Origin of the sequence: Lactobacillus ultunensis DSM 16047 (assembly GCF_001436305.1) — a bacterium.
GTDB lineage: Bacteria > Bacillota > Bacilli > Lactobacillales > Lactobacillaceae > Lactobacillus > Lactobacillus ultunensis.
In genome coordinates, this window is record NZ_AZFO01000010.1 from 1 (window position 1) to 25,882 (window position 25,882).

The window sequence follows — 25,882 nt, forward strand, 5'->3', positions numbered from 1 at the left end:
TTGTTTTCATGTATGTTGGTTCACCAGTTTCTTCTATTATTTATCAATGTCAGGTTTTAAAAGTTGATATTCCCTATCAATATAAGGATAAAAATTTGCAGATATCGCATGTAATGAAGATTAAAAAGTTAAAGTCCTATCCTAAAGAAGCGTTCACATTTAAAAATTTAGCTAAACATAATGTTCGTGCAATCCGTGGTCCAAGGCATGTGCCCCAAGAGCTATTAAAGAGCTTATTACAGAAAAATTAAAAAATAAAAAACTTAGCTTTAAGTGTAGTGACCCTCGAAATTTGGACATGAATTTCGGGGGTTTACTATGTCTAAATTAACCAAGCAAGAAAACGCAGAATTGCGTCGCCAGAATTTAAAGCTTGCAGTCGAAAACGCATATATAAAAAATTGGATGCCTTGGTTCAAAAAAGAAAGAGCCAACTAAAACAGAAATAGCACAAGCTGTTACTGAATTAAGGCATGAACTGGGGCTTACCGTGAAGAAGATCATTGAGATTATCAATGCAAATGAAGATCTGCCGCATATCTCGCGCAGTAACTACTATGACGTTTATACGCTAGGATAAAGATCAGGTCAATCATGGCGATGTCATGAATCGTATAAAAGAAATCTATGATGAAATTAAGGGGTCGCGATATTGTTGCTTATAATATTTCTCGTCATCCTAAACTGAAACTAGTAATGAAGATGCTTGATGATACTTTTAAGACTAATCAAGCATTAAACGTTTTAATCTTTCACGCGGATCGAGGCTGGTTATACCAATACAAAGCTTACCAACATGAATTAGCTCTTCGCGATATTGAGCAAAGCATGTCTAGGAAAGGCTGATCTCCAGATGATGGCTTAATGGAGGGCTTCTTTGGCATCCTAAACGTGAAGTGTTCAAGAAATATACTTCACTTGATGAATTAGAGGAAGCTATCAGAAAATATATCAACTATTACAATACAGAGAGAACCAAAGATAAACAAAAAAACGTCTTGGATCAGTTATTGTAAACTGGCAAGACGCCTGGGAAAAAGTAGATTAATTTTCAGGTACACCTTGATTAAGTTCTTCAACAATTTGGGCAGCAGGTTTAATTTCATGAATAAAACTTATGCCCATTCCAAATGAAGCATATCCGGTAGAAAGATCACCTTTAACCATGCCATTGATCATTCCCTGATAATTATTAGCTGCTGCAAAAATTTCTTTACCCGTTTTTCCTTCTTCATTCATCTTAGCAAGTTTATTTGGCAATTCTCCAGGTAGAGAACGATAAAAGGCTGGAACTGCTCGATATAGCAACATTTTATCAGCATCATTATCAACGAGCATTTGCTTAATATTTTCAGCAAGTGGTGCCTCTTCACTAGCTAAAAATGCACTACCTATATACACACCTTGAGCTCCTAGTGCAAAAGCAGCTTTAACTGTTCGAACATCACTTATTCCACCTGCAGCAACGACTGGTACACCATGCGCATGATCAACTACTAAAGGAACAATATCAAAAGTACCAATAACTTTAGTAGGAACTGTACCACCTTCATCAAATCCTGTAGCTCCAATTACATCAACTCCATTTTTAACAGCTTGTTCTGTATCTTCTGCAGTCGGTGTATTTGAACGATTAATGACTTTTATTCCATTGTCATGTAGAAGATCTACCCAGTTCTTGGACACAGTTTGACCAAAACCACCAAAAATAGCAACAGGAACTTTTTCTTCCACCATTAACTTAAACATAGCATAAGCATCAGGATCGTCCTTAGGATCTTCATGAGTTCCTGCTAATTGAATACCAAACGGTTTATTAGTAATTGAACGAACACCTTTAATTTGTTCTTTCATCATATTTACGGCTCTATTACCACCAATGATGGAACCATTTTCTTTAGTGCCACAATCACTATGTTGGGAAGCACCACTAGTTGTATCAGGAACTACGTAACCGGCATTTACACCTAGAACGCCTAAGCCTCCTGCCTTGGAAACTGCACTAACTAAATGATAATTTGTCAAAGTATGCATTGGAGCTTGAATAATGGGCTTTTCAATTCCTAAAACTTTAGTCAACTTGTTCATAATTTTTCACCTAACTTCCTATTCATATCATTTTGAGGTCATTCTATATCTTGTTAATAAAAAAACAAGTACGCAGATTTTTATGCCTTATAAATCATTTAACCAATTTATCTGAATCTTGCGGTGAAGCAATAATCCAATAGATTATATTAGCTGCTAAAATAACTAATGCGCTGATTGGCTGCCAGTAGATAAGAATTATCCCTAGTACAACAGAAACTAGTTCATAAATCCATCTCGATGGTTTTAACATTTGCAAGATCAATTTTTAGGGTTATCTTTAGCTAAAATCCCAACCATCACATAATATGTAATTGCCCAAACTGTAAAGATAAGAAAGTAAAAATATGCTGCAACACGTGAATGAATTTGTTCACTTATCCAGCCCGTGGCAACTGGAAAAAGCGACATGAAGAATAGCCAGATCATATTCAGCCAAAATACCCTTTTTGAAATCCACCTTGCAGTTGTAAACAAATAATGATGATTATACCAAGTGGTGGCGATACGAAAAAAACTAATTAAGTAAGCTAGAAAATAAGCTTTTTCAGACCATACAGCTAGCCACCCTGAACCACGTGGAATCTTTATTTCTAAGACCATAATAGTCATCACAATAGCTACAATTGCATCGGTAAACGCCTCGACTCTTGCTTTGTTCATTGTTATTTCCTTTCATGAACTTATATTTTTGACATAGGATAAAATACAATCTGTTCAACTTTGTTCCAAGGAACAATTAAATCATCACTGGCGTGAGGACAGGAAACAGCATTCGCTGAATTTTCAAGATCTTTTTCAGGATTATAAGCGACTTGATCAATAATGCGCTGTTGATGATGAGCAAATACGAATTCTTGTTTAATAATTGTTAATTGATAATCATCATTCGTTAAAAGTCGTAGCTTTTTTTCAAAGGAACTTAAATTCTCTTCTGGCATGGTAATATTCATTTTTATTTTTTTATTTTTATCCATTGCAGCCAAAACGTTGCCACGATTTTGCCCAATGAGAGCTACTATTTGACTATAATGTCTTTCTTCAACCTCAAGTTCAACTTTATTGAACGCAGATAAAATTTTTACCGCATTTCTAGCTCTTAATTTCATCAATCCCTGTCGCACAGCACGTAAAGCGGCATTGCGATAATCACTTGCATGACTATATTTCGTTTGTTGACTTCCTCCGATTAAAGTTATTTTAATGTCAGTTAAAGGAGAATTAGTTAACACTCCTAATAGCTTATTAGATTTGAGAACAGTCATAATCTGTTTTTGCCATTTCTTATCTAATAGTCCATGAGGAATTTTATTTTCTAATCGAATACCACTATTAGGTGAGCCAGGTTCTAATAAAAGATGCACTTCTGAAAAATGCCCAGAAGGTGAATAAAAACCAACACCTTCTATCTTTTCTGTAATAGTTTCACAATATTCCATTTTTACCTCTTACTTAAATTATTGAAAAAGGCTCCTTTGTAGAAGCCTTCTTTTTTGATCTTAAATTTTCTGTAAATTAATCAAATTTATTTTATTGCTTTTATCTGTTTTATCGTTAAAGGTGAGTGAACTATCAACCATGCCTTCATCACTAACCAAAGATAAAATACCATTTTTTCTTTTAACTTTAATCCTGCACCTAACATTCCACTTTCTCGTTCGCTAATGTAAACTGGAATATGATAGTCATTTTCAAGTTTAATATCATAGTTAGGATCAAAATGATCAATAATTACGAGTTGGTAAGCAATTTCACCACCGCAACTACCCATATCTGAATAGATATTTGCGCCATCATTAAGATTCAAAAGCAATAATTGATCTTTTTTTATTTTTTTCTCCAATAATTTTGCGGCATCTTCTTCAATAATTAGATTCTTAGTTTTCATTTTTTATCCTCTTATAAAAACTAACATCACGATATTTACTTTCTTTTACCTTGTTTTGCTTTATTAAAGGTAAAATTGCGGTTTTTAGCTCAGTCTCATCATCTATATCAAATAATTCTTCAAGTTCAATTGCAGAAATAGTTTCAAACTTAGCCATAATTTTTTCTAACGAATCACTATTGAGAGGTATATCAGATTCTGTCAATTTATTACCTGTAATTTTTTCTAGCAATTCAACCCATTGTGAATAGTTGATTAAGGCATTAGCGAGATAGGTCTTGTCATGATAAGTAATCGTTGCGGAGGGCAATTGCTTGATTTGCAATTTTTCTGTAATTCTCTGCAATTGATCAAATTCATTTTCTACTTCATTACTATTTAAAGTTTGTATAAATTGACTTTCATTTACACCATACTTATTTGCAATTTCTTGTAAAATTGCTAGATCTGTAGTTTGTTTATCCTGCAAAACAGTTGCCTGTTGAATTGCATATAAAAAGTCAAAACGACTTTCTGGTTTCAAACGTTCCATAGCAAGATAAGCCAAAATCAGATTACGTGAACTAGTATGTTCTTCATCAAATAAATGCTTACCGGTACTCCCCATGATAATTGGCATTGATGAAATTTGTTGTTCTTGCAAATAAATTTGCATTAATTTAGCCCAATAAGTGTTTAGAGCCACCTTTTTGCCATAACGAGCTAAAGTGCTTTGATCAACAAAATTATATATATCTTTAACTAACTCTACTGGCATAAAATCTAAATCAATTTGATTATCTAACTTAACCAATAACTTTCTTAATACTGGCCATAGTTCCCAATGCATCCCCATCATTGGATCTGCAAAAATTCTAATTTGAATTTTATCCATTTCAGTCACCCTTATCTTGCAAATGCATAACCGCTAGCACCAAAGACCGGAATATCACGATAATCGATAAAAATATTCTCTGGCTTTACATTTAGAATCTCATTAATACTTTTTGACATATAAAGTGAAAATTCTGGATAACCTTTATGGCTCTCATTGCCGAAAACTGCTACATCGAGAAAAGCCATCTTTTGACTATCTTCTCCACGTAAGTACATCGAAGTATTAGGTTCAAACATTACCATCAGTGATTGTTCACTTTTGCCTGGTACAAAAGCAATGGCCTTACCTAACTCTTTCTTAATTTCTATTTCTTGTTCTTTAGTGATTTTTTGATTTGCTCTTACTGTAATAAATGGCATCTTAGTTCACCTTTTCTTTCTGCCAATTTTTAATAATAGAAGCTATTTTTTCAGCCACTTCTTGTTCCTTTTCTTGATATGTATGCCCAGTTTCTTTGATAAAGATTAATTGATTCTTATCTTTGGTTGGCATATGGTTATTAATATTCTTTAAAAATGAGCTTGGATCTCCTTCCGTAAAGGTGTCATAAGTTCCAATTAATAATGCTCCTGTTTTATGAATATTTTCTAATTGTGAAAAATCTCCTGCATCTCCAGAATGAACATTATCTATTACAGGACTATTTAGCCATTGCTCTGCTGTTCTTGCTTTTGCTGGCAACCAACCAAACATTGAAAACGACAACATTTCCTCTCCTTGACCATTTTTTACTTTGTCCATTATCTCTTGCTTTTCTGCATTACTTAAGTATGAAGTTAAGTAACGCACATTGGCCGGACTAAGGAAAATAAAATGATCAACTCTCGAATCATCATGAGTAGCTAGGTAATGAATCACTTTATTTGCACCCAAACTATGCCCTGCAAGGATTACATGGTGATAATTATGTTTTTGTGCAAAATCTAGATATGCTTCAATATCATTATCGGCTTCATTAAAGTCCTCATTAAAAGAACCAATAATCTCTTTTTTACCAGTTACCTTGTTATTGCTTTCAATTTGTCCGAAAGCATCCCGAGTTTGAGCATATAAGAAATCAATTTCATTTTCATTAAGAGTCTGCCCGATATTGACATAGAAAGGATTGGAATAGAAATTGCCATGGACTCCTGTAATTGCAATCATTAACCAATCGCTCTTCTTTTCGGAAAATAGAACACCTGTTAATTCCGTTCCTTTTTTGGTATAAACATTTAAAGCTTCATATTTCATATCATTCATCCTAATTAAGACCTGTTTGAACAGATGGTGGGAACATCGCATTACCAGCCAAAGTTCCATAAAGCATTGCTGGAGTGAAACGATATTCATCCATTCTTGACCAATCAAATTTACTTTGAATTTGGTCTTCTTGACCATTTTTAATCATATCTACTAAGTGTGGATTAAGTTCAACTGAACCACCAACAGCTAAGAAATCAGCCCAACCAGTATTAAATGCCTTCAAGCCGTCTTCTTCTGCAAATAAGTCACCAACTCCAATAAATGGAATCTTACCGTTGATTCGTTTATGGAATGCTTCCATTCTCGTTTCATGGGTATCACCGCCACGACGGATCTTTTTATAGAAGTTCCAAAGAGAAATGTGAATATACTGTAATGGCTTTTCAAGCAAATGATCGACTAATCCTAAGGTTTCTTTCATTGTCAAACCATATTCACCTGGTTCTTCTGGTGAAAAACGATAACCGACAATGAAATCTGGACGATTGTACTTCTTACGTACTTCGTCAATCGCATCAATGATTTCCATTGGGAAGTTCAATCTCTTTTCAAAACTACCACCCCAGTGGTCAGTACGTTGGTTGTATGTTGCAGAAACAAATTGTTGTATTAACCAACCATTAGCACCGTGAATTTCTACCCCATCAAGACCGGCTTTAATTGCTAATTCTGCTGCGTGAGCAAATGAATGAACCATTTCTCTAACTTCCGCATCAGTCATTGCACGTGCACCACTGTATGGATAGTCACTTGGTGCTAATACATCATAACCTTGAGTCATCGAACGATCTGCTCGAATACCACTGTGAGCGATTTGCAAGATACCTAAAGCACCTTGTTCATGAGAAATTTGTGCATATTCTTTTAAAGTCACAATATCTTCATCCCGAAATGCATTTGGTGATTCAAAACCAATTCCTGAAGGATGAACATTAGTAAATGGAATAATCCACATACCAAATCCTTTAAAACGATCATGCCAAAATCTTCTTGCAGCATCGGTCAATTCACCATTAGGACCTGAATCATAAACTGTCAATGGTGCCACTACCAAACGATTTTTAACTTTAACCCCATTATTAAATGTGTAACTTTCAAATAATTTATCATACTTCTTATCCATTCTATTACCTCTAATATTTCCAATTTTCTTTAATAGTTTCTAATACCTTTTCGGCAACTTCTTGTTCTTTGTTACGATAAACATGGCTTGCATCTGTGATAAACAACAAAGTATTTTTATCTTTCTTCAACATATGATTATTGATATTTTTCAAATAGCGTTCTGGATTGCCACGGCTATAACCGTCATGAGTTCCTATCAGCAACGCGCCAGATTGTTTTATGGCATGCACTTGCTTAAAATCCGCATTGGTTTCTATATGAGTATTGTTTAAAGTATTGTCGGTTAACCAATTCCATCCTGTTTGAATTATGCCTTTTTGCCATTTAAATAATTTAAATGGCATTACCTCATCAGCATTTCCCAGTGTAATTTGTTTCTTTAAATAAAGACGCTCTTTATTAGAAATGCGATCCCTTAGACTATCGACATTTACAGGACTCAAGAAAAAGAACTTATCAATCCCACTATCGGGATGAGTAGCTAAATAATGAATCACCTTATTTGCACCCAATGATTGACCACCCAGAATGATATGTTCATAACTTTGGTTCATCGCATAATCAAGGTATGCTTGAACTTCATCATCACTACGGGAAAAGTTTTCATATTCAGCACCATAGTATTCAATTTGTTTGGTGTTTTGATTAACGGCTTTGGTACGATTAAAAGCATCAAGTCCATGAGCTACGATAAAATCGATCTCATTTTCACTAAGTAAACTACCAATATTTTTATAAAAACGATTGCTTCTGATATTTCCACCAACTCCGGTCATTGCAATAAAGGCCGTTTTGGCTTTTTTGTTAGTAAATTTCACTCCGGCAAGTTGAGTACCATTTTTCATAGTAACTTTAATGTTTTGTCGCATCATTTACCTCCGTCTGCGAGGACGCGGATTACGATAAGCTAGATCAAGACCCTGTTTTTTAGCTTCAAGCATCGTATCAGTATAGCGATAGCGATCTTGATGGGCCCAATCAAATTTTTTCTCAATCTTATCCTCTTGATTATTTCTAATCAGATCAATTAAATCTGGATTAAGCATAACCGCTCTTCCCATCGCCAAAAACTCTGCCCAGCCAGTGTTATAAGCATCAATTAAATCTTTCCCAGTAAATAATTCTCCAACACCAATCAAAGGCAGTTTTCCATTAATTCGATCATGAATGACTTGAATTCTAGGCAATTTAGTATCCGCTCCACGTCGTACATGATGATAAAATCCTAATAAGGACACATGCAGATATTGCAATGGCTTGGTAACTAATTTATCAATAAACTTTAATGTATCCGCCATTGTAAATCCTTGACGTGGTCGCTCAGGAGAAAAGCGATAGCCGATAATAAAATCAGGACGATTTAATTTTTTGCGAACTGCATCAATTTCATCAATGATAGCCAGAGCAAATTTGGTTCGTCTTTCAAAATCGCCACCCCAGCGGTCATCCCTGAAATTGATGTTAGGAGCGAAAAACTGTTCAATTAACCAACCGTTGGAGCCTTGAATTTCGACACCATCCATACCTGCTTTGATTGCTAATGTCGCTGCTTTTGCAAAACTATGTATTATTCGAATTACCTCATCATCAGACATTTCTTCTGCAGAACGTATCTTAGATGGAGCTTCAACTCCATACCCTTGGGTCATCCATTTTCTGGCTTTATATCCTGAATGACCAAGTTGCATAATTACTTTTGTACCTTGATCGTGACCGATTTTGACGTATTCTTTTAAAGTCTTAAGATGAATATTGCTAAAAGCATTTGGAGATTCAAAGCCTATACCGGAAGGATCAACATTAGTAAATGGCATAATCCACATTCCAAAACCATGTAAACGATCTCTCCAAAAGTTTCTAGCCGAATCAGTTAATTCACCATTTGGACCTGAATCATAAACTGTCAATGGAGCTACCACTAAGTGGTTTTTAATAGATACGCCATTGTTTAAAACATATGGTGTAAACAATGGTTGATATTCTTTTTTCATGTTGAACCTCTTTTCTATTTTACTTACTTTTTGTTAGCTGACATTTATTATATTAAATTCTTAAAAAAATAAAACAAGTACGCAGATTTTTATTCCTTAAAATAAAAAAAGCCCGAGTTTATGGGCTTTTAAGATACTATTCTTATTAATCTGATTTTTTTTGTTAAAATTAAGTTAGTTAAAAAATATCAGGTGAAGATAAAATGAAAAAAATAAATATGATCAAATTGTTAAACGATTCAATGAAGAAATGCCCGAATATTGTCCTATTACTTATTCAATGAAAGTTTTAGGTTCAAAGTGGAAAATCCCAATTATTTTTAAGTTAATGATTGAAGATGGCCAGCATTACAACCATTTAAAAAGAATGATTGGCGACAATATTACCAATTTTATGTTAACTAAAAGCTTACGTGAATTAGAAGCCGATGGACTGATTATTCGGCATGACGATCATCAAGTCCCTCCGTCTGTTACCTATCATTTAACACCCCTTGGAAAAGATTTAGCCATGACGATGAATCAATTATTTGACTGGGGACAAGAATTATATTCAAATAAAGAAAAAAATTCTTCCAATTCCATTGATCACCTGAAACAGCAGTAACCATCTTGTTTAAGAAAACTCATATCTTCAAACAAAGTGTACTCTGTATAAGAACCATCAATACTACGGGCCCATATCACCCATCATGGTAATTACCTTTTGCCCCACCTTAAACTTGGAGCCTTCAAACGTCTTGGTAATAACACTTGCGCCTTCGATACCTAAGATACGTAGGAACTTGAAGTCAGGATCTAATTCTCCTTTACGACTAGTAACTTCAGATTCATTAACATCGAAGGCTTTAATTTGGATTAAATCATAACCATTCTTTACCTCAGGAATATCAACTTGACTAACTTTTAATTCATCAGTCTTACATGGCTTAGTAAGTACTACTGTATTCATTTTTTCTGTCATTTAAGTATTTACCCTGACGGTTTAAAACATTATTGGTTGATCCCAGCTAATCCAAGTTATTTTGATATTATGAATGCTTTTAATGACACAGATAATATCATTTGGAAACAAAGTACCAAGATTAAGCCAGGTGATATTGTTTTCATGTATGTTGGTTCACCTATCTCTGCAATTATTCATCAATGTAAAGTGTTGGAAGTCAATATTCCTTATGATTACCAAGGTAAGAATTTAAAAATCACCCATGTAATGCGGATTCAACGTATTGCTTCTTATCCTAAAAACGAGTATACCTTCAAGAAGTTAGCTGATTATGATGTGCGCGCAATTCGTGGACCACGCCATGTTCCGGAGAAGTTGTTGAAGGATTTATTGAAAAGACAAAAAGCATCAAGCCACTAGCTTGATGCTTAATTAATGAACAGCTTTATCTTCTCAATTTTTTCAAACTTGAGCCAAAGATTTGTTCAATGGTAGTTGGGTCATGGTGGTCAAAGAATTGACTGACGTTCTTGTCCAAACCAGCAATCTTCTTCATATCGTCATCACTTAATTCAAAGTCAAAGACATCAATGTTTTCCTTTTGACGAGTATCGTGTACTGATTTTGGAATAACGATAATTCCACGTTGAAGAAGCCAACGCAAGATTACTTGACCGTTCGATTTGCTGTATTTTTCACCAATTTCGTGTAAAACCGGATTAGTGAAGATACCATCTTTACCTTCCGCAAATGGAGCCCAGGCTTCAACAGTCACACCATCTTTTTGATTCCATTTAATCTCAGATTCACGTTGGAACTATGGATTAACTTCGATTTGGTTGACAGCAGGTCTTACATTACTCATCAATTGCAAATTTATCATTTGTTCAGGCCAAAAGTTTGAAACACCGATTGACTTAATCTTGCCAGCTTTCTGTGCATCTTCTAAGGCACGCCAAGCACCAGCTACATCACCATAAGCTTGGTGTAAAAGCATCAAGTCAAGGTAATCAGTACCTAATTCTTCCAGGTCATTATTGATAGACTTAGTTGCTTTTTCGTAAGTAAAGTTGGAAACCCATAATTTAGTAGTTAAAAAGATGTCGTCACGATTTACATCACTATTTTTAATTGCATCCCCAACTGCTTTTTGATTATTATAGGCTTCTGCTGTGTCAATTAGGCGGTAACCATTGGCAATTGCTGATTCAACAGCTTTAACTGCTTCGTCATGGTCCGGAATTTGAAAGACACCAAAACCCAGTTGAGGCATTTCATTGCCATCATTTAATTTCTTTGTTGGAATCTGTGCCATAGTATTTCTCCTCATTTAATCATTTGCATGAACGTCAAAAGCATTTAGTAACATATCTGCTACACCTGGTGCATCAGGATCATGCATTCCTTTGCCCTTATCTAGTACACGAATAGCATCCATTTCGTCGCTAGTTAATTCAAAGTCAAAAATATCTTTGTTGGATTTAATTCTTGCTTCATGGACAGATTTAGGAAAAACAATCACGCCTTCTTGGTGTTCAAAGCGCAACATAATTTGACCAACATCCTTGTTATATTTTTTGGCAAGTTTATTCAGAATCGGCTCATTGAATAAGTCCTTGTTCCCTTCACCCAATGGTGCCCAAGCTTCCAAGGTAATACCATTCTGGGCCATTACTCTACGTAGTTCTTTTTGTTGAGAATATGGATTAAATTCGACCTGGTTAACTGAAGGAACATTTTCTGTAAAAATATCTTTCCATTTATCCCAAATCTTGGGTGTTACATTAGAAATACCAATTGAACGAATCTTACCGGCTTTCTTTGCTTCCACCATCGCACGCCAAGCTTCATCTACCTTGCCGTATGGTTGGTGAATTAGGTAGAGATCAATGTAGTCTAAACCGAGCTTCTCTAAAGAAGTATCAATTGCCTTCTTAGCATCTTCGTATGCGTAATCTTGCAACCACATTTTTGAAGTTACCCAGATTTGATCACGAGGGATGCCACTATCACGAATTACCTTACCTACTTCAGCTTCGTTAAAGTATGCTACAGCGGTATCGATGTGACGATAACCCAATTTTAATGCTTGGCTGACTGCTTTATAAGTTGAGCCATCAGCAGGAATTTGAAATACACCAAAACCAATTGCAGGGATCTTATTGCCATCATTTAATTTAAAAGTTTCAACCATCATTTTTCTCCTGTTCTTTAACTTACACATAGCATGTTAATAGAAAATCTATGGTTTGAAAATTCAAAGATAGGTATGGTAGTATACGCTTAGCGTAAGGTGAAGAATATGATTGATAATTATCTGTTAGAAGAATTAGTAGCATTTAACAAATATCAAACTTTAGCTAAGACAGCTAAACATTTGGGACTCTCCCAGCCTGCGATTACTCGTGGCACTAAGAAGCTAGAGCAAGAGTTGAATTTAAAACTTTTTGATAGACAGCCTAATAAGATTACTTTAAATGAAACAGGAAGATTTGCTGCAGAAAAGGCAGAAAAAGTATTAGTAGTCAACCGTAGTTTTGTTAGTGAGGTCAAAAGTTTCAATCAAAATCAAACTAAAGTGGTTATCGCTTCAATAGCTCCTGGTCCCTTAATGATAGCTAAAAGAATCGATGATACTAATATTCAATTTGAAGATAAACTACTATCTGATAAGAATTTGAATCAACTATTAATTGATCAACAATACACTATAATTTTTACTAATTACCCTCTTCAAGATAAAAACATCAGTAATTCCTATCTAGGACAAGAATCTCTAATTGCTAATCTTAACGAATTCACGCCTTTAGCTAATCGAAATGAAGTTAGTTTCCAAGATCTGCAAGGTATGAGTTTTATTGTTTTACGTGACATTGGTATTTGGCGTGATTTGATTCAAAAAAAAATACCTGATGCTAAGTTTTTGTATCAAAATGATCGTAATAACTTTGATGAAATTAAGAATTATTCTGTTTTCCCGTATTTTACAACCAATATCTCTCATCTTGATCCACTATGGCAAAAACAAGAAATGGCTGATCGACGTCCTGTAAAAATAAGTGATGAAACAGCTACGATGACCTTCTATGCCAATTATTTAGGTAAAAACAAAAAACGGCTTCTGCCCTTTATTACCTCTTTACAAGATGAATGGGCAAAAATCGATTAAAGATCGTTTTTAAAATCATTACAATCAAAGAAATTAAAGTCATATTTCAAAGACAAAGTCGCATTTGAAAATTTAGTTAATTATAAAAATTTCTTAATTCTTAAAGCTATGAACTGGAGCAGGAATAAGTCCTCCACGATTAATTAAATTTGTACTTGAAGCAGGGTTAACTGGCATAATTGGTGCATGTCCAAGCAATCCACCAAAGTCTACTTCGTCTCCAACATCTTTACCTGGTACAGGAATCACTCTCACTGCCGTAGTCTTATTATTGATCATCCCAATTGCTGCCTCATCAGCAATCATACCGCTGATTGTCGTAGCGGGCGTAGAACCAGGAATAGCAATCATATCTAAACCAACTGAACAAACTGCAGTCATTGCTTCTAGCTTTGAAATTGTTAAAGTGCCAGTTTCTGCAGCGGTAATCATATTGGCATCTTCAGAAACTGGAATAAAAGCACCTGATAAACCACCAACATGACTGCAAGCCATAATTCCGCCCTTTTTGACGGCATCGTTAAGCATTGCTAAAGCAGCAGTAGTACCATGAGCACCCACTTGACCGACACCAATTTCTTCCAAAACTTCTGCTACGGAATCTCCAGCTGCTGCAGTTGGTGCTAAGGACAAATCAACGATACCAAAAGGTACATGAAGACGTTCAGCGGCAACAGTACCAACTAATTGACCCATACGAGTAATTTTAAAGGCAGTCTTCTTAATTGTTTCAGCGACGACATCCATTGACTCACCCTTAACTTTTTCTAAAGCTGCTTTAACTACGCCTGGACCTGAGACACCAGTATTAATAACTACATCAGGTTCACTCACACCATGAAAACCACCAGCCATAAATGGATTATCTTCCACTGCATTACAAAAAGTTACAAGCTTGGCATTAGTCATGTAATCAAGTTTAGAAGCTTCAACGACTACTTCGCCCATTCGTTTAACAGCATCCATATTAATTCCGCTTTTAGTTGAGCCAATATTTACTGATGCACAAACGTATTTAGTCTCAGCCAACGCTTCTGGTAGAGAATCAATTAAAGTATGACTGCCTTTTTGATAGCCTTTATTAACTAAAGCAGTATAGCCACCAATGAAATCAATACCTAAAACTTCAGCGGCACGATTTAAAGTTTTTGCATATTTAACATAATCATGATCCTTACTAGCAGCAGCAATTAAAGCGATGGGTGTCACTGTAATTCGTTTATTGGCAATCGGAATGCCATATTCTGTTTCGATTGCTTGCCCCACTTTTACTAGATCTTTGGCTTTTGTCGTGATCTTATCATAGATCTTTTGACAAGCTCGGTCGCTATCACTGTCAATGCAGTCAAAAAGTGATATTCCCATTGTAATTGTTCGAATATCAAGATTTTCACTGGAAAGCATTTGACTAGTTTCAAAAATTTGCTTTGAATCCATTTTTCTTCCTTCTTAAAGTCCATGCATGGCACTAAATAATTCTTCATTACGCAAGTTGATCTCAACGTTCAATTTTTGCCCTAGTTTGTTTAAGCAATCATTAAGCTTAACTAAATCTTCATCTTCAGGAACATTGACCATCATCGTCATGACAAAATTATCTGCCATCAAAGTTTGCGATACATCCAAAATATTGATTTTCTCATCAGCTAAAGTTTTGCTAACTTGAGCAATAATTCCTATTTTATCTTTTCCAACTGTGGTTAAAATGGCTCTCATGGGTAATATCCTTCTTTCTGATTTTCTTTGATTCTAGCGGAAAAGGTTGAATGAAACAAGCTCTAATTCATTTAATTATTCAAGAAATTTGGTTCTAAAACATTACAGCATGGGAAATTGGTTTTTCCCAGACATTTTTTTATCTAATAGAAACTGATAACTAAGCAAATAAGTTAGGATTATTTTTAGGATGTTTATCTAAAAATTTACTAACATACAGACGTTTAGAATATTCGCTAAATTGATAATTCGCTCTAGAAGCTTTATCTTCCAACTCCTTTTCCGTTTTTGTAAGTTTAGGTGGATGAGACGCAATACCCATTTCTTTTTCAAATTCTTCAAGAGTCATAGATTTTCCTAAATCTTCATCTTCACTTTCCTTAAGTTCTTGGAAGATTCTTTCTTGTTCTTTCTTAAAAGTCTCATTGTCATATCCCCAAAAGGAAGCATTGTACAAGATATCAACTATCAAATCTTCCAAATAATATTGTGTTAATCCATCATCCGAAACTAAATACCCCATAATTTCATCACGATTAGTTAGTTCGTAACCATAATTCTGTGGATTGTCTTTCTGATAAATTTCATTAAGAAATGTTAATTCAAAGTTAGGTTCCTTAAAACCATTGTGCAATACCCAATATGAATAAAAAATGCCATAGTTCTTATTTTCGGGAAATTTAGGCGTAATTTCTTTTAATTCATGAATAAATTCTGTAATAGTTTCTCTAGCTATAGTTTTTGCTTCATCAATTGGTTTTTCTTCGGGGAAGTCTTCAATCGATGATGCAGAATAACGATATAAATAAGTATTGATGATATCTTTCTCGTCCAATGATTTTAGGACTTCTTGTACTGTTTTCATTGCTAGCTCTTTTCTTTATTCCATTATTGTCAGTTGTATATTAAGTTTACTAAAATTATAAAAATTGAGAAAGTACAATAAAACCAGAAAAAACTGCTTTCAAGAAATTTCAAGTGCAAATCATAATTACTAAAAATACTTAGGCATCGATAAAGAATATTTACCAGTTCATTCAATCCAATCAAAGTTAAAAAGGTCAAGCAATGTCATATCAACACTACTTGACCTTTTGATTATTAATTCATATATTTATCAATTATTTCTTTAGGAATTGGTTTACCATCATAGAATTTATCATCTTCTGCGGTAATTTTACGTAAAATTCTCGCTGGATTACCAACTGCAATTACATTTGCAGGGATATCCTTAGTAACAACACTCCCTGCCCCAATAATTGAATTATCGCCGATTGTCACACCAGGCAAAATTGAAGCATTACCACCAATCCAAACATTTTTGCCAATATGAATTGGTTTATTATATTGCAACTTAGGCTTTCTTAATCTAGGAGAAATAGGATGAATTGCCGTTGCTAACATGCAACTGGGGCCAATCATTGTATTATCACCAATAAAGATTTCACCATCATCAACAAAACTCGAGTTGAAATTAATGACAACATTTTTTCCTACATGAACATTTTTCAATCCACTATTAGCATAAATCGGAGGAATTACATATAATCCTTCACCATATGTTCCAAGTGACTCTTTTAAAATTTTATCTCTTTCTTTTAGCCCTTCAGGGGTTTCAGGAGTTTGATTAAATTTAATAATTCGATTAACTAGTTGATGTTGATAGTTTAAGAATTCTTCATCAACGCTGTCGTAAATTTTACCTGAATTAGCTAATTTATTGTTATATTCAATTTTTTCTTTTGAAATCATTATTCTCGTTCTTCCTATTCTGTGGCTCTCTTTAAATAAATTCCTGTTTTTGAATTTGTATCATGACATAATTCTTGAGGTGTACCAGTAAAGCAAACTTTACCACCCTTTGATCCACCTTCTGGTCCAATGTCAATAATCCAGTCAGCCTTTGAAATAAGCTCTAGACGATGTTCAATAATAATTACAGTATTGCCATTATTAACTAACTTTTGTAAAAGCTTATTCAAAGTCTTAATATTTTCACTGTGTAAGCCAGCTGCAGGCTCGTCCATTACATAGATATTGCCTTTTTTATTCAATTCCGCAGCTATTTTTATTCTTTGGATTTCACCACCAGATAATGTGCTAGTTGGTTGACCTAAAGTAAGATAACCTAAACCTACATCGATTAATTTTTGCAAAGCATTAGTTATCTTTTGATTATCAAAGAAGTTAATTGCATCAGAAATAGTAAAATTCATTACTTCTTCAATATTTTTTCCTTGATATTTATAACTAAGAGCCTTTTGACTGTAACGATGACCCTGACATTCTTCACAAATCACTTCTACTGCATCTGCAAAAGCCATATCATATTTAATTACTCCTCGACCCTTACAAATTGGGCATGCACCTTTAGAATTAAAACTAAACCAACTTGGAGCTACATTGTTGGCCTTACCAAAGATCTTTCTGATTTCATCCATCACACCAGTATAAGTAGCCGGTGTCGATCTAATAGAAGTACCAATCGGTTTTTGATCAATCACAATAGCTTCTGGATGTTGTTTGATAAAATCATATCTGATTAGTGAGCTCTTACCGGATCCTGCTACACCTGTAACAGCAGTTAAAACATTCTTAGGAATATCAACATCAACATGTTTTAAGTTATGACAATGTGCATCCCTAATATGAAAACTATCGCTCCATTTGCGTGGTTCTTTGTTTAATTCGATTTTTTGAACGAGGTCATGGCCCGTTAACGTATCAGCTTTTTTAAGCCCAGTTAAATCACCCTGGTAAACAATTTGACCACCTGCTGAACCAGCTTGTGGTCCCATTTCAACTACTTCGTCAGCTAAATTAATAATTTGTCTAGAATGTTCAACTACTAAAACATTATTATGAGCATCACGTAGATTCAGCAACATTTTGCCAATTTTATCAATATCGGCTGGATGCAAACCTGTAGTAGGTTCATCAAGAATATAAGTAACATTATTCAAACTGCTACCTAAGTTTCTGACAATCTTAAGTCTTTGCATCTCACCGCCAGACAATGTATTAGTCTTACGATCTAATGATAAATAACCAACACCAATATCAATCATATGTTGAATAGTGTTTGCGATTTGTCTAGATAAAGATTTAGCTCTTGGATCATCAATTTTATCTAAATATGGTAGTAATTCATCAACTGAAAGAGCCGTCATATCAACAATATTCAAGCCATTAATCTTAGATGCCAATGCCCTAGGGTTTAAACCAGTACCAGCACATGCTGAACATGGGACAGTCGTCACATGACTTAGTACTTGTGTACGTGATTTTTTGCTTAGCTTAGAAATGTCTCTCTTTAGATACAAACGCTTGAAACGTGGGATAACTCCTTCATAGTCAACCCGATCCACACGGCCAGTTTTATTAGATCGAATCTCGATTTTTACCTCTTGATTATCGCCATATTTCAATATTTGCCATTCTTTTTCAGAAAAGTCTTTCAGCTTTTTATTTGGATCTAATTGCGGATTAGTTGAATATAAATAACTTTGCCAACCTGAAGAAAATGGTTCAAATAAAATAGCGCCTTCATTGATAGACTTATTTACGTCAAATAGACTATCCTCATCAAGTTCTTGAATTTTCCCTAAGCCTGTACAAGTTGGACACATACCTGCTGGATGGTTTGGAGAATAAGACATTGATCCACCGGCACTTGGTTGACCGACACGTGAGTAAAGTAATCTTAATAGTGGTGCAACATCAACAATTGTACCTACTGTAGAACGACTACTGCCGCTACTTGCTTGTTGTTTGACCACAATAGCTGGTGTTAAGTTCTTAATGCTTTCAACATCAGGACGTTGATAATGTGGCATCTTATTACGTAAATATAATGAATAAGAATTTTGCCATTCACGACTACTCTCTGTCGCTATTGTATCGAAGACTAAGGAACTTTTACCTGAACCAGAAACTCCAGCAAAGACTACTAATTTGTTTTTAGGAATTGATAAACTGATATCTTTTAAATTATTTTCATTAGCTTTGATAATTTCTATTTTGTCGTCAGTCATTCTTTTCACTCCTCTGAAGGTTACATAGATGATTTTTTATAGTGTAATTCAATAATTTACGAAAAAACAGCCAATATGATATCGTTTATTTATAAAATCGTATCAAGGAAGGACACAAATGGGAAATAGATTATTACAACTGGATCATGATTTGCAAGAACATGTGATTTTTGATAAATATACTTTACCTTTAGTAACATGCATAGATAATCTTGATGACTATTATGATCGTTCATGGGATGCTCATTGGCATGAAGGCTTAGAACTACAAATAGTGTTAAATGGAACTGTTGAATACACAATTTGGACTGAAGGCGGACAAGCTCATAAATATCAAATCAATTCTGGCAATGGAATTTTTATCAACAATGAGATGTTGCACAGAGTTTCAGGCCTTACACCACATACCCAAGTTGGTTGTTTGATTATCCCACTAGTATTTTTTGATATCCAATGGTTAACAAGTATCAAGAATAATTCATTGACACCAATTCTAGATTCCAATATCCGAGTATTATCATTAGACAAGAATAATGACAAACAAGTAATGCTTTTAGCAAAATTAAATCAGATAGTCCATTTATCTAATAAAGAAATTGGTTACGAATTACATACGCTTGAGCTTTTCTTTTTAATCTGGCGTCAACTTTTATTAGAAATAAAGCGACAAAGTTTATCCAATAATAATTTGTTTAAGCAAGATATTCGTAATAAACGAGTAAGGAAAATAATCCAATTTATTTATCAAAACTATTCTCATCGTATTGATGCTGAAGATATGGCCAAATTCGCTAATATTAGTCGAGCTGAATGTTTTCGGAGTTTTAAGTCAGTCTTGAATCAAACTCCCACTGCCTATTTGAACAATTATCGTCTGTCAATGGCGACTATGCTTTTGACTACATCCAATAAAACCATTTCGACTATTGCAGAAAGTTGTGGCTATCAAACAGTTAACTACTTCAACTACTGTTTTCGTAAAAAATATAAAGTCTCTCCAAGCAAATATCGCTCTAAAAACGCTAGTTAAAAATACTAAATTCACAGTTTGTGTTGATCCAAACTATGTACTCCACTTGCATAGTGACCCCAAGCACTAAAAATGGTTACACTTTTATGATTTACATCAATTGAATACACCACTCGATGGCTTTTACTTAATCTTTTCGAAAAAATACTTGGTTTAGAAATTTTTCTTTCCAGAATTTCAAAATGATGTGTTTGACTCTTAGGATCTTTTGCAATTTCATCAATAATGCGATGATAGTTCTTCAACAGACCTGCGCGCTTTAATTTAACAATATGCTTTTTCAAAATGTTTCTTTCTTGGATAACATACATAAATTAAGATCCTTTCTATAAAGTGTGGTATCTATTATAGTAATGAATCATATTCTCAACTTTAAAAATCAACTTTAATATTTACAAAATCGTATCGAAAACTAATCAATCCAGTTTTACCTAAAGTCATGAAGATTAAAGAAATTAAAAAAAACAGTATCTAGACCTATTACTACTAGCTGATGAACAAGAAAGCATGGTTAACAAGTATCTTAGTCGTGGAAGAATGTACATACTTTTTAAGAAAAACACAGCTATTGCGGAGTGTGTAGTCACCGATGAAGGTGATGGAATTTTAGAAATCAAAAACTTAGCTACAAATCCTATTTTTCAAGTCGGCACTAGTGACAGTCCACTTACCTTTTTACAAAAAAATCGGCTTCAAAGTCCGTGGTCGTAAACGTAATTTCTTTGTCGACAATTACGATCGCCCGATCTTTGAAGCCAGAGAACAACTTATAGATATGATTTATTTGCAAAAACAAATTTAAAAGATATTCTATTGCTTAACAAGTTCCACCGTTGCTAAAGCTACCTTATCAGATACCATTAAATCAATAGGATATTGACCTTCATACTTTTTGTTAAAAGCAGCAGTAACAGCATCAATTTCTGATTTATCCTTTACTGGAACATATTTAACATTATAATTTTTACCATTTAAACCAACTTGACCACCATTTTTAACGCCAGCAATATACCACTTGGTATCTTGGGTTCCTTTGGCACCTCTGATATATAACTTATCGTTAGCGACAACTTCCCATACAGGATTTTCTTCTTCAAAAGTTGCCCCATCATCATTTAAAGGTTTGTTTTGTAAAGTTGGTGCTTTGTCAAATTCATTCAATTCTTCGTTAATCCAGTTACTCATAACTTTCTTCCTTTCATCAACTTTAATTTTCAAAAATAATTATAGAAGTCATGACTTAGTTTGAAAATTTACTGTTTTGAATGCTAGCTTAAATCACATTTATACTATAAATATTAAAATTTTCTACATAAATATTCAATCATATTCATTTCTTTCACGTTTTCATGGTATCTTATTCTTAACAAAAAGTAGAAAGGAATTACGACATGACTGTTAAAAAATTAGAAAACAACAGCGACGTAAATGCAATGGCTGACGAAGTTAAGATTTTAACCAATTTGCTTAACGAATCCACCGAGCAATTAGTTGGCGAAGATGCTTTCGCTAAGATTCAAAACTTAGTTAAAATCTCCGCTGCTCAAGGCCAAGAAAAGCTTAAAAAGCAAATTGCTGGCTTGAACAACCAAGAAATGATTGTCGTTGCCCGTTACTTTGCTACCTTACCTCTTTTGATCAATATTTCAGAAGACGTAGAATTTGCAAGCAAGGTCAACTTGCTCAATAATACTCATCAAGATTATTTGGGTAAGCTAAAAGATACCATTGATATCGTTGCTAAAAAGAAAAATGCTGAAGAAATCCTTGAACACGTTAATGTTGTTCCTGTTTTGACTGCACACCCTACTCAAGTTCAGAGAAAGACCGTTTTGGAATTAACGGATAACATTCACCAACTTCTGCGAAGCTATCGTGAAGTTAACAACGGTACCATTGATCGCGATGAATGGACTGAACAATTGCGTGCTTGCATTGAAATCTTAATGCAAACTGACATTATTCGTGGTCATAAACTTAAGGTAGCCAATGAAATTACGAATGTTTTGACGTACTACACTAAAGCTCTCATCCCTGCAATCACCAAATTCACTACTCGTTATAAGGAACTAGCTCAAGAACATGGCCTAAACGTATCAAAGGCTACACCAATCACAATGGGTATGTGGATCGGTGGTGATCGTGACGGAAATCCTTATGTGACTGCAGACACTTTGGAACTTAGTGCGACCTTGCAAAGTCGAGTAATCTTCGAATATTACATCAAGAAGATCAACGAACTCTACCGCACCATCTCATTGTCAACTTCTTATATGAAGCCTTCAGCTGCAGTTTCCAACTTATCTGAACTTTCAAACGATGATTCACCGTTCAGAGTTAATGAACCATACAGACGTGCTTTCTACTACATTCAAAGTCGGTTAGTTCATACTGAGCAAAAACTTTTAAACATTACTAACATCAATACCTTCCTTAAGGAACGCGATCTTGAGAACTTAAATAAGATCCCCGCTTATCAAAATGCACAAGAGTTTAAAGCTGATCTAGAAGTGATCAAGACTTCACTTGAAGAAAATCATGACCAAGCAGTAGTTAAAACTGGCTTTACTCAAATCTTAGAAGCTATTGATATTTTTGGCTTCTACTTGGCGACAATCGACATGCGCCAAGATTCTAGCATTAATGAAGCCTGCGTTGCAGAATTATTAAAGAGCGCTGGAATTTGTGATCATTACAGTGATTTGAACGAAAAGGAAAAGGTTTCCCTCTTGCTTAAAGAACTTAATGATGATCCACGTAACTTGCATGCTAACAATCAACCAAAGTCTGAATTGTTACAAAAAGAGTTGAAGATCTACAAGACAGCACGACAATTAAAAGATCGTTTAGGTGAAGATGTTATCAAGCAACATATTATTTCTCATACCGAAAGCGTATCTGATATGTTAGAACAAGCTGTCATGCTTAAGGAATATGATTTACTTGATAATCAAAAAGCCAGAATTCAAGTCGTTCCCCTCTTTGAAACTGTTGAAGATTTGAACAATGCTCGCGACATTATCAAGGAATATCTGAACTTTGATATTGTTAAGAAATGGCTTAAGTCACAAAATAATTACCAAGAAATCATGTTGGGATATTCTGACTCTAACAAAGATGGTGGTTACCTTGCTTCTTGCTGGAACCTTTACAAGGCACAGAAAGATCTAACTGCTATTGGTGAAGATCTTGGCATTAAGATTACCTTCATGCATGGTCGTGGCGGTGGTCCATCATATGAAGCAATTACTGCTCAACCATTTAAGTCAATCAATGATCGTATCAGAATGACTGAACAAGGTGAGATTATTCAAAATAAGTACGGTAATAAAGACACTGCCTACTATAATTTGGAAATGTTAGCTTCCGCAACTATCGACCGGATGGCTTCTAAACAAATCGTTAGTGAAGATCATATCGATGAATTTAGATCTTCAATGGATAAGATTGTTACCGAAAGCAACGAAGTATATCGTAAGCTTGTCTTCGATAATCCAAACTTTATTAAGTATTTCTTCCAAGCAACTCCTATTAAAGAAGTTTCTAAATTAAATGTTGGTTCTCGCCCGGCATCTAGAAAGAAGTTAACCGACTTTTCAGGCTTAAGAGCCATTCCATGGGTTTTCTCTTGGTCACAAAGTCGAGTTATGTTCCCAGGTTGGTATGGCGTTGGTTCTGCATTTAAGGACTTCATCGATTCTGATCCAGATAATCTAAAAGAATTGCAAGACATGTACAAAGGTTGGCCATTCTTCCACTCCTTGCTTTCGAATGTAGACATGGTTTTATCCAAGTCTAATATGGAAATTGCCAAACAATATGCAGACTTATGTGAAGGTGAAAACGTCAAGTCTGTCTTTGACATTATCTACAAGGAATGGCAATTAACAAAGCAAGTTATTTTACAAATTGAAGGACATAATGAATTATTGGAAGACAATCCAGCTTTAAAGAAGAGTTTAGATTACAGAATGCCTTACTTCAACATTTTGAATTACATTCAATTAGAAATGATCAAACGTGACCGTACTGAAGAAGTGCAAGGCGTTTATGAAAGTATCATCCCGATCACTATCAACGGTGTAGCTTCTGGCTTGCGTAACTCGGGATAGAAAATTAAGTATTCTTAAATATTAATGGCTGCTTATTTGAAATCAGCCTATTTAGAACGATAATAGCCCCATGATGAAAAGATTTTTTCAAGTATTAAGCTTATTAATTCTATTCGGAGTGTTGGGCTATTTTCTTTTGCCTAAAAAAGTTAATCCAGTCAAAAATGGTCAGATTGTTATAAATCAAGCTAAGATTAATGACTATCACACTGTCCAGACTAAATTAGCCGGTAACAAAAATTACTCCATTTATCGCAACGTTTGTCAAAAAGGCGGCGTGAATGCTTTTACTTCAACAAAGTATTTTAGAAAATCATTGTTGCAATCACAGCATTCCGTTAAAACCAAAAATGGAACATTTTGGCAACTAGTAGCAAATGGTCGTACTGTTGGTTGGGTTAATGAAAAGTTCTTCCGTAGAAATGAAATCTCAATTGCTCATAATATTTCCTTAGTTAGAAATAACTATTATGCTTTCCCAACTAGGGATGCAATCTCCTACGTCGTTGATAAACATGGTACATTAATCGTACCTGATAAAGTTCATGTATCCAGAAAAACTATTAGTTCAGCAACTCCCAGAATTTACACAATTATTTATAGCTATCATGGCATTAGAGCTAAAGGTAATATTGTTGTGCGGACAAATACCAGTGAAGGTGTAACCGTAGCTGACAAGACACCCGTTTCAGGACCTGCTGAGGTTTCAACATTCTCAGGTAGTTCCAAATCTTCGTCTCGTAACTGGAACTGGGAAAACAATTACCAACCCGAAACTAAAATCAATACCTATCATGGTAAAAATGGTGCTACTATGAAAACTGTATTTTATCAACCACGTTTTCACCTCCTTAACTATCAATCAGAAGATGATCAACTAAATCAAGTAGGCGTTATTCCTGAAGGAATTAGTTTATTGAAAAATCAGTTAACTGTTTCTTACTTTAGCCAACCTAATTCAACCTGGGGTCATTTAGTGACTTACAATTTAAATCAATTAACTGATCCGATTAAGACGCAGAACCTACTTAATATGAATTGGGATGACTTCGTTCATAACAGTCAAAATATTAGTGTTTCGTCTTACTTAAAGTTAGGACACGGTCAATCACTTAGTATGACTAGAAACTATCTTTATGTTCTAGCCAGTAGCAATCTTGAAGATAATTCTGCTAAGTCGGAAGAACTATTGCAGATTTCACGAAAGAATTATCAAATTAAAAATCTGTGGACTATCAAAGTTTGGAACCGTTCTGAATTCTTTCCACGTTATTTCCATAATGCATTTATTGTGAACGATCATTTGATGTATGCTGTCTTTCATAATGCTAGTAAAGGCTGCTACGAATACTGGCGTTTAACTAGACAAGGCAGCTCTTGGATACCAACGGAGATTTCTGCTACACAATCTAACTTTGTTAAGAATGATTCTCCTCTTCAAGGTTTTACTTATGCAAACGATCACTTCTATCTTGCTTTCAATGACAATCTTTTTGAGATAGACAGTTCAGGTAAAGTTCTAAAACATTATCAATTCCACACCCTACGTGAAACTGAAGGAATTGCAGTTCGAAATGATAGACCATATGTAGAATTAGCGCGCCGTCCTGAATTGTTGGTTGTGAAATAAGAATCTTTATTTATAGTCTTTGCATATAACT

28 protein-coding genes and 2 pseudogenes are annotated in these 25,882 nt (G+C 34.6%); 10 read left to right on the forward strand and 20 right to left on the reverse strand.

Annotated elements, in window-relative coordinates; all coding sequences use genetic code 11:
- From FC57_RS10990 to FC57_RS11490, 3 genes are all read left to right on the forward strand, one after another.
- Positions 1–251: hypothetical protein (locus FC57_RS10990; protein ID WP_056990015.1), on the forward strand; the 251-nt coding region annotated here is incomplete at its 5' end.
- Positions 252–627: 376 nt separating this feature from the next.
- Positions 628–846 carry a DDE-type integrase/transposase/recombinase gene (locus FC57_RS11485; protein ID WP_007125718.1) on the forward strand — a complete coding sequence of 73 codons (219 nt, stop codon included), beginning with the start codon at positions 628–630 and terminating at the stop codon, positions 844–846.
- 50 nt (positions 847–896) lie between these two features.
- Positions 897–1,016: an IS3 family transposase gene (locus tag FC57_RS11490; RefSeq protein ID WP_007125717.1), complete on the forward strand. Its 120-nt coding sequence runs from the start codon at positions 897–899 to the stop codon at positions 1,014–1,016.
- Positions 1,017–1,044: 28 nt separating this feature from the next.
- Here the strand turns inward: FC57_RS11490 and FC57_RS04240 are convergent, their stop codons facing one another.
- The 10 genes from FC57_RS04240 to FC57_RS04285 form a co-directional block, all read right to left on the reverse strand.
- Positions 1,045–2,088, reverse strand: coding sequence for an NAD(P)H-dependent flavin oxidoreductase (locus FC57_RS04240; protein ID WP_007125716.1), 1,044 nt, complete (start codon positions 2,086–2,088; stop codon positions 1,045–1,047).
- Between the two features lie 261 nt (positions 2,089–2,349).
- The gene (locus FC57_RS04245) at positions 2,350–2,751 is read right to left on the reverse strand and encodes a TMEM175 family protein (protein ID WP_007125714.1); all 402 of its coding nucleotides are present in this window, start codon (positions 2,749–2,751) and stop codon (positions 2,350–2,352) included.
- Positions 2,752–2,771: 20 nt separating this feature from the next.
- Positions 2,772–3,527 carry a translation elongation factor gene (locus FC57_RS04250; RefSeq protein ID WP_007125713.1) on the reverse strand — a complete coding sequence of 252 codons (756 nt, stop codon included), beginning with the start codon at positions 3,525–3,527 and terminating at the stop codon, positions 2,772–2,774.
- 86 nt (positions 3,528–3,613) lie between these two features.
- Complete coding sequence (locus tag FC57_RS04255) at positions 3,614–3,976, reverse strand: iron-sulfur cluster biosynthesis family protein (RefSeq protein WP_007125712.1); 363 nt, start codon at positions 3,974–3,976, stop codon at positions 3,614–3,616.
- The gene (locus FC57_RS04260; protein ID WP_040529408.1) at positions 3,966–4,850 is read right to left on the reverse strand and encodes a DsbA family protein; all 885 of its coding nucleotides are present in this window, start codon (positions 4,848–4,850) and stop codon (positions 3,966–3,968) included. The genes FC57_RS04255 and FC57_RS04260 overlap by 11 nt, the downstream gene beginning before the upstream one ends.
- 11 nt (positions 4,851–4,861) lie before the next feature.
- Complete coding sequence (locus FC57_RS04265; protein WP_007125710.1) at positions 4,862–5,212, reverse strand: tautomerase family protein; 351 nt, start codon at positions 5,210–5,212, stop codon at positions 4,862–4,864.
- A 1-nt stretch (position 5,213) separates the two neighbouring features.
- Positions 5,214–6,086: an alpha/beta hydrolase gene (locus FC57_RS04270; RefSeq protein ID WP_148449535.1), complete on the reverse strand. Its 873-nt coding sequence runs from the start codon at positions 6,084–6,086 to the stop codon at positions 5,214–5,216.
- A gap of 10 nt (positions 6,087–6,096) precedes the next feature.
- On the reverse strand, positions 6,097–7,221 hold the full coding sequence (locus FC57_RS04275) for an NADH-dependent flavin oxidoreductase (RefSeq protein ID WP_007125708.1): 1,125 nt from the start codon (positions 7,219–7,221) through the stop codon (positions 6,097–6,099).
- A 10-nt stretch (positions 7,222–7,231) separates the two neighbouring features.
- On the reverse strand, positions 7,232–8,095 hold the full coding sequence (locus tag FC57_RS04280; RefSeq protein ID WP_007125707.1) for an alpha/beta fold hydrolase: 864 nt from the start codon (positions 8,093–8,095) through the stop codon (positions 7,232–7,234).
- On the reverse strand, positions 8,096–9,214 hold the full coding sequence (locus tag FC57_RS04285) for an oxidoreductase (protein ID WP_007125706.1): 1,119 nt from the start codon (positions 9,212–9,214) through the stop codon (positions 8,096–8,098). It lies immediately after the preceding gene.
- A 250-nt stretch (positions 9,215–9,464) separates the two neighbouring features.
- Here FC57_RS04285 and FC57_RS04290 point away from each other — a divergent pair, with 250 nt between their 5' ends.
- Complete coding sequence (locus FC57_RS04290) at positions 9,465–9,821, forward strand: winged helix-turn-helix transcriptional regulator (protein WP_007125705.1); 357 nt, start codon at positions 9,465–9,467, stop codon at positions 9,819–9,821.
- Positions 9,822–9,884: 63 nt separating this feature from the next.
- Here the strand turns inward: FC57_RS04290 and FC57_RS04295 are convergent, their stop codons facing one another.
- Positions 9,885–10,178 carry an alcohol dehydrogenase catalytic domain-containing protein gene (locus tag FC57_RS04295; protein WP_007125704.1) on the reverse strand — a complete coding sequence of 98 codons (294 nt, stop codon included), beginning with the start codon at positions 10,176–10,178 and terminating at the stop codon, positions 9,885–9,887.
- 36 nt (positions 10,179–10,214) lie between these two features.
- Between FC57_RS04295 and FC57_RS04300 the strand changes: the two genes are divergently transcribed.
- Positions 10,215–10,580, forward strand: a complete 366-nt coding sequence (locus tag FC57_RS04300) for a hypothetical protein (protein WP_007125703.1) — start codon at positions 10,215–10,217, stop codon at positions 10,578–10,580.
- Positions 10,581–10,605: 25 nt separating this feature from the next.
- Here the strand turns inward: FC57_RS04300 and FC57_RS04305 are convergent.
- Positions 10,606–11,475 (reverse strand): annotated as a pseudogene (locus FC57_RS04305) (aldo/keto reductase).
- Between the two features lie 15 nt (positions 11,476–11,490).
- On the reverse strand, positions 11,491–12,354 hold the full coding sequence (locus tag FC57_RS04310) for an aldo/keto reductase (RefSeq protein ID WP_081445808.1): 864 nt from the start codon (positions 12,352–12,354) through the stop codon (positions 11,491–11,493).
- A gap of 108 nt (positions 12,355–12,462) precedes the next feature.
- Here FC57_RS04310 and FC57_RS04315 point away from each other — a divergent pair, with 108 nt between their 5' ends.
- On the forward strand, positions 12,463–13,329 hold the full coding sequence (locus FC57_RS04315; protein WP_007125699.1) for a LysR family transcriptional regulator: 867 nt from the start codon (positions 12,463–12,465) through the stop codon (positions 13,327–13,329).
- 93 nt (positions 13,330–13,422) lie between these two features.
- Here the strand turns inward: FC57_RS04315 and FC57_RS04320 are convergent, their stop codons facing one another.
- From FC57_RS04320 to FC57_RS04340, 5 genes are all read right to left on the reverse strand, one after another.
- Complete coding sequence (locus FC57_RS04320; protein WP_007125698.1) at positions 13,423–14,766, reverse strand: PFL family protein; 1,344 nt, start codon at positions 14,764–14,766, stop codon at positions 13,423–13,425.
- Positions 14,767–14,778: 12 nt separating this feature from the next.
- Complete coding sequence (locus tag FC57_RS04325) at positions 14,779–15,045, reverse strand: ACT domain-containing protein (protein WP_007125697.1); 267 nt, start codon at positions 15,043–15,045, stop codon at positions 14,779–14,781.
- 160 nt (positions 15,046–15,205) lie between these two features.
- The gene (locus FC57_RS04330) at positions 15,206–15,910 is read right to left on the reverse strand and encodes a DUF6557 family protein (protein WP_007125696.1); all 705 of its coding nucleotides are present in this window, start codon (positions 15,908–15,910) and stop codon (positions 15,206–15,208) included.
- Between the two features lie 236 nt (positions 15,911–16,146).
- A complete protein-coding gene (locus FC57_RS04335) occupies positions 16,147–16,797 on the reverse strand; it encodes a sugar O-acetyltransferase (RefSeq protein ID WP_007125695.1) in 651 nt (216 codons plus the stop codon).
- 14 nt (positions 16,798–16,811) lie between these two features.
- Complete coding sequence (locus FC57_RS04340; RefSeq protein WP_007125694.1) at positions 16,812–19,079, reverse strand: ATP-binding cassette domain-containing protein; 2,268 nt, start codon at positions 19,077–19,079, stop codon at positions 16,812–16,814.
- 118 nt (positions 19,080–19,197) lie between these two features.
- On the opposite strand from FC57_RS04340, the gene FC57_RS04345 reads away from it, so the two are divergent.
- Positions 19,198–20,109 carry an AraC family transcriptional regulator gene (locus FC57_RS04345; RefSeq protein ID WP_007125693.1) on the forward strand — a complete coding sequence of 304 codons (912 nt, stop codon included), beginning with the start codon at positions 19,198–19,200 and terminating at the stop codon, positions 20,107–20,109.
- A gap of 11 nt (positions 20,110–20,120) precedes the next feature.
- On the opposite strand, the gene FC57_RS04350 is transcribed toward FC57_RS04345, so the two are convergent.
- Entirely contained in the window at positions 20,121–20,420 is a 300-nt protein-coding gene (locus tag FC57_RS04350) for a type II toxin-antitoxin system RelE/ParE family toxin (RefSeq protein ID WP_007125692.1), read from the reverse strand.
- A 148-nt stretch (positions 20,421–20,568) separates the two neighbouring features.
- Between FC57_RS04350 and FC57_RS11495 the strand changes: the two are divergent.
- Positions 20,569–20,911 (forward strand): annotated as a pseudogene (locus FC57_RS11495) (GNAT family N-acetyltransferase); the annotation flags it as partial.
- Positions 20,912–20,919: 8 nt separating this feature from the next.
- Here the strand turns inward: FC57_RS11495 and FC57_RS04360 are convergent.
- Positions 20,920–21,294 carry a DUF2255 family protein gene (locus FC57_RS04360; RefSeq protein ID WP_040529406.1) on the reverse strand — a complete coding sequence of 125 codons (375 nt, stop codon included), beginning with the start codon at positions 21,292–21,294 and terminating at the stop codon, positions 20,920–20,922.
- A gap of 206 nt (positions 21,295–21,500) precedes the next feature.
- On the opposite strand from FC57_RS04360, the gene ppc reads away from it, so the two are divergent.
- Together ppc and FC57_RS04370 are read left to right on the forward strand one after the other, a co-directional pair.
- Entirely contained in the window at positions 21,501–24,221 is a 2,721-nt protein-coding gene (gene ppc / locus FC57_RS04365) for a phosphoenolpyruvate carboxylase (RefSeq protein ID WP_007125689.1), read from the forward strand.
- Between the two features lie 70 nt (positions 24,222–24,291).
- On the forward strand, positions 24,292–25,851 hold the full coding sequence (locus FC57_RS04370) for an SH3-like domain-containing protein (protein ID WP_007125688.1): 1,560 nt from the start codon (positions 24,292–24,294) through the stop codon (positions 25,849–25,851).
- Positions 25,852–25,882 lie beyond the last annotated feature (31 nt).

What these genes read in the sequence shown, in the direction of transcription:
- FC57_RS11485 (WP_007125718.1), top strand. Translation starts at nt 628, where the DNA reads ATGATGAAATTAAGGGGTCGCGATATTGTTGCTTATAATATTTCTCGT.
- FC57_RS04240 (WP_007125716.1), bottom strand. Translation starts at nt 2,088, where the DNA reads ATGAACAAGTTGACTAAAGTTTTAGGAATTGAAAAGCCCATTATTCAA.
- FC57_RS04245 (WP_007125714.1), bottom strand. Translation starts at nt 2,751, where the DNA reads ATGAACAAAGCAAGAGTCGAGGCGTTTACCGATGCAATTGTAGCTATT.
- FC57_RS04250 (WP_007125713.1), bottom strand. Translation starts at nt 3,527, where the DNA reads ATGGAATATTGTGAAACTATTACAGAAAAGATAGAAGGTGTTGGTTTT.
- FC57_RS04255 (WP_007125712.1), bottom strand. Translation starts at nt 3,976, where the DNA reads ATGAAAACTAAGAATCTAATTATTGAAGAAGATGCCGCAAAATTATTG.
- FC57_RS04260 (WP_040529408.1), bottom strand. Translation starts at nt 4,850, where the DNA reads ATGGATAAAATTCAAATTAGAATTTTTGCAGATCCAATGATGGGGATG.
- FC57_RS04265 (WP_007125710.1), bottom strand. Translation starts at nt 5,212, where the DNA reads ATGCCATTTATTACAGTAAGAGCAAATCAAAAAATCACTAAAGAACAA.
- FC57_RS04270 (WP_148449535.1), bottom strand. Translation starts at nt 6,086, where the DNA reads ATGAAATATGAAGCTTTAAATGTTTATACCAAAAAAGGAACGGAATTA.
- FC57_RS04275 (WP_007125708.1), bottom strand. Translation starts at nt 7,221, where the DNA reads ATGGATAAGAAGTATGATAAATTATTTGAAAGTTACACATTTAATAAT.
- FC57_RS04280 (WP_007125707.1), bottom strand. Translation starts at nt 8,095, where the DNA reads ATGATGCGACAAAACATTAAAGTTACTATGAAAAATGGTACTCAACTT.
- FC57_RS04285 (WP_007125706.1), bottom strand. Translation starts at nt 9,214, where the DNA reads ATGAAAAAAGAATATCAACCATTGTTTACACCATATGTTTTAAACAAT.
- FC57_RS04290 (WP_007125705.1), top strand. Translation starts at nt 9,465, where the DNA reads ATGCCCGAATATTGTCCTATTACTTATTCAATGAAAGTTTTAGGTTCA.
- FC57_RS04295 (WP_007125704.1), bottom strand. Translation starts at nt 10,178, where the DNA reads ATGACAGAAAAAATGAATACAGTAGTACTTACTAAGCCATGTAAGACT.
- FC57_RS04310 (WP_081445808.1), bottom strand. Translation starts at nt 12,354, where the DNA reads ATGGTTGAAACTTTTAAATTAAATGATGGCAATAAGATCCCTGCAATT.
- FC57_RS04315 (WP_007125699.1), top strand. Translation starts at nt 12,463, where the DNA reads ATGATTGATAATTATCTGTTAGAAGAATTAGTAGCATTTAACAAATAT.
- FC57_RS04320 (WP_007125698.1), bottom strand. Translation starts at nt 14,766, where the DNA reads ATGGATTCAAAGCAAATTTTTGAAACTAGTCAAATGCTTTCCAGTGAA.
- FC57_RS04325 (WP_007125697.1), bottom strand. Translation starts at nt 15,045, where the DNA reads ATGAGAGCCATTTTAACCACAGTTGGAAAAGATAAAATAGGAATTATT.
- FC57_RS04330 (WP_007125696.1), bottom strand. Translation starts at nt 15,910, where the DNA reads ATGAAAACAGTACAAGAAGTCCTAAAATCATTGGACGAGAAAGATATC.
- FC57_RS04335 (WP_007125695.1), bottom strand. Translation starts at nt 16,797, where the DNA reads ATGATTTCAAAAGAAAAAATTGAATATAACAATAAATTAGCTAATTCA.
- FC57_RS04340 (WP_007125694.1), bottom strand. Translation starts at nt 19,079, where the DNA reads ATGACTGACGACAAAATAGAAATTATCAAAGCTAATGAAAATAATTTA.
- FC57_RS04345 (WP_007125693.1), top strand. Translation starts at nt 19,198, where the DNA reads ATGGGAAATAGATTATTACAACTGGATCATGATTTGCAAGAACATGTG.
- FC57_RS04350 (WP_007125692.1), bottom strand. Translation starts at nt 20,420, where the DNA reads ATGTATGTTATCCAAGAAAGAAACATTTTGAAAAAGCATATTGTTAAA.
- FC57_RS04360 (WP_040529406.1), bottom strand. Translation starts at nt 21,294, where the DNA reads ATGAGTAACTGGATTAACGAAGAATTGAATGAATTTGACAAAGCACCA.
- ppc (WP_007125689.1), top strand. Translation starts at nt 21,501, where the DNA reads ATGACTGTTAAAAAATTAGAAAACAACAGCGACGTAAATGCAATGGCT.
- FC57_RS04370 (WP_007125688.1), top strand. Translation starts at nt 24,292, where the DNA reads ATGATGAAAAGATTTTTTCAAGTATTAAGCTTATTAATTCTATTCGGA.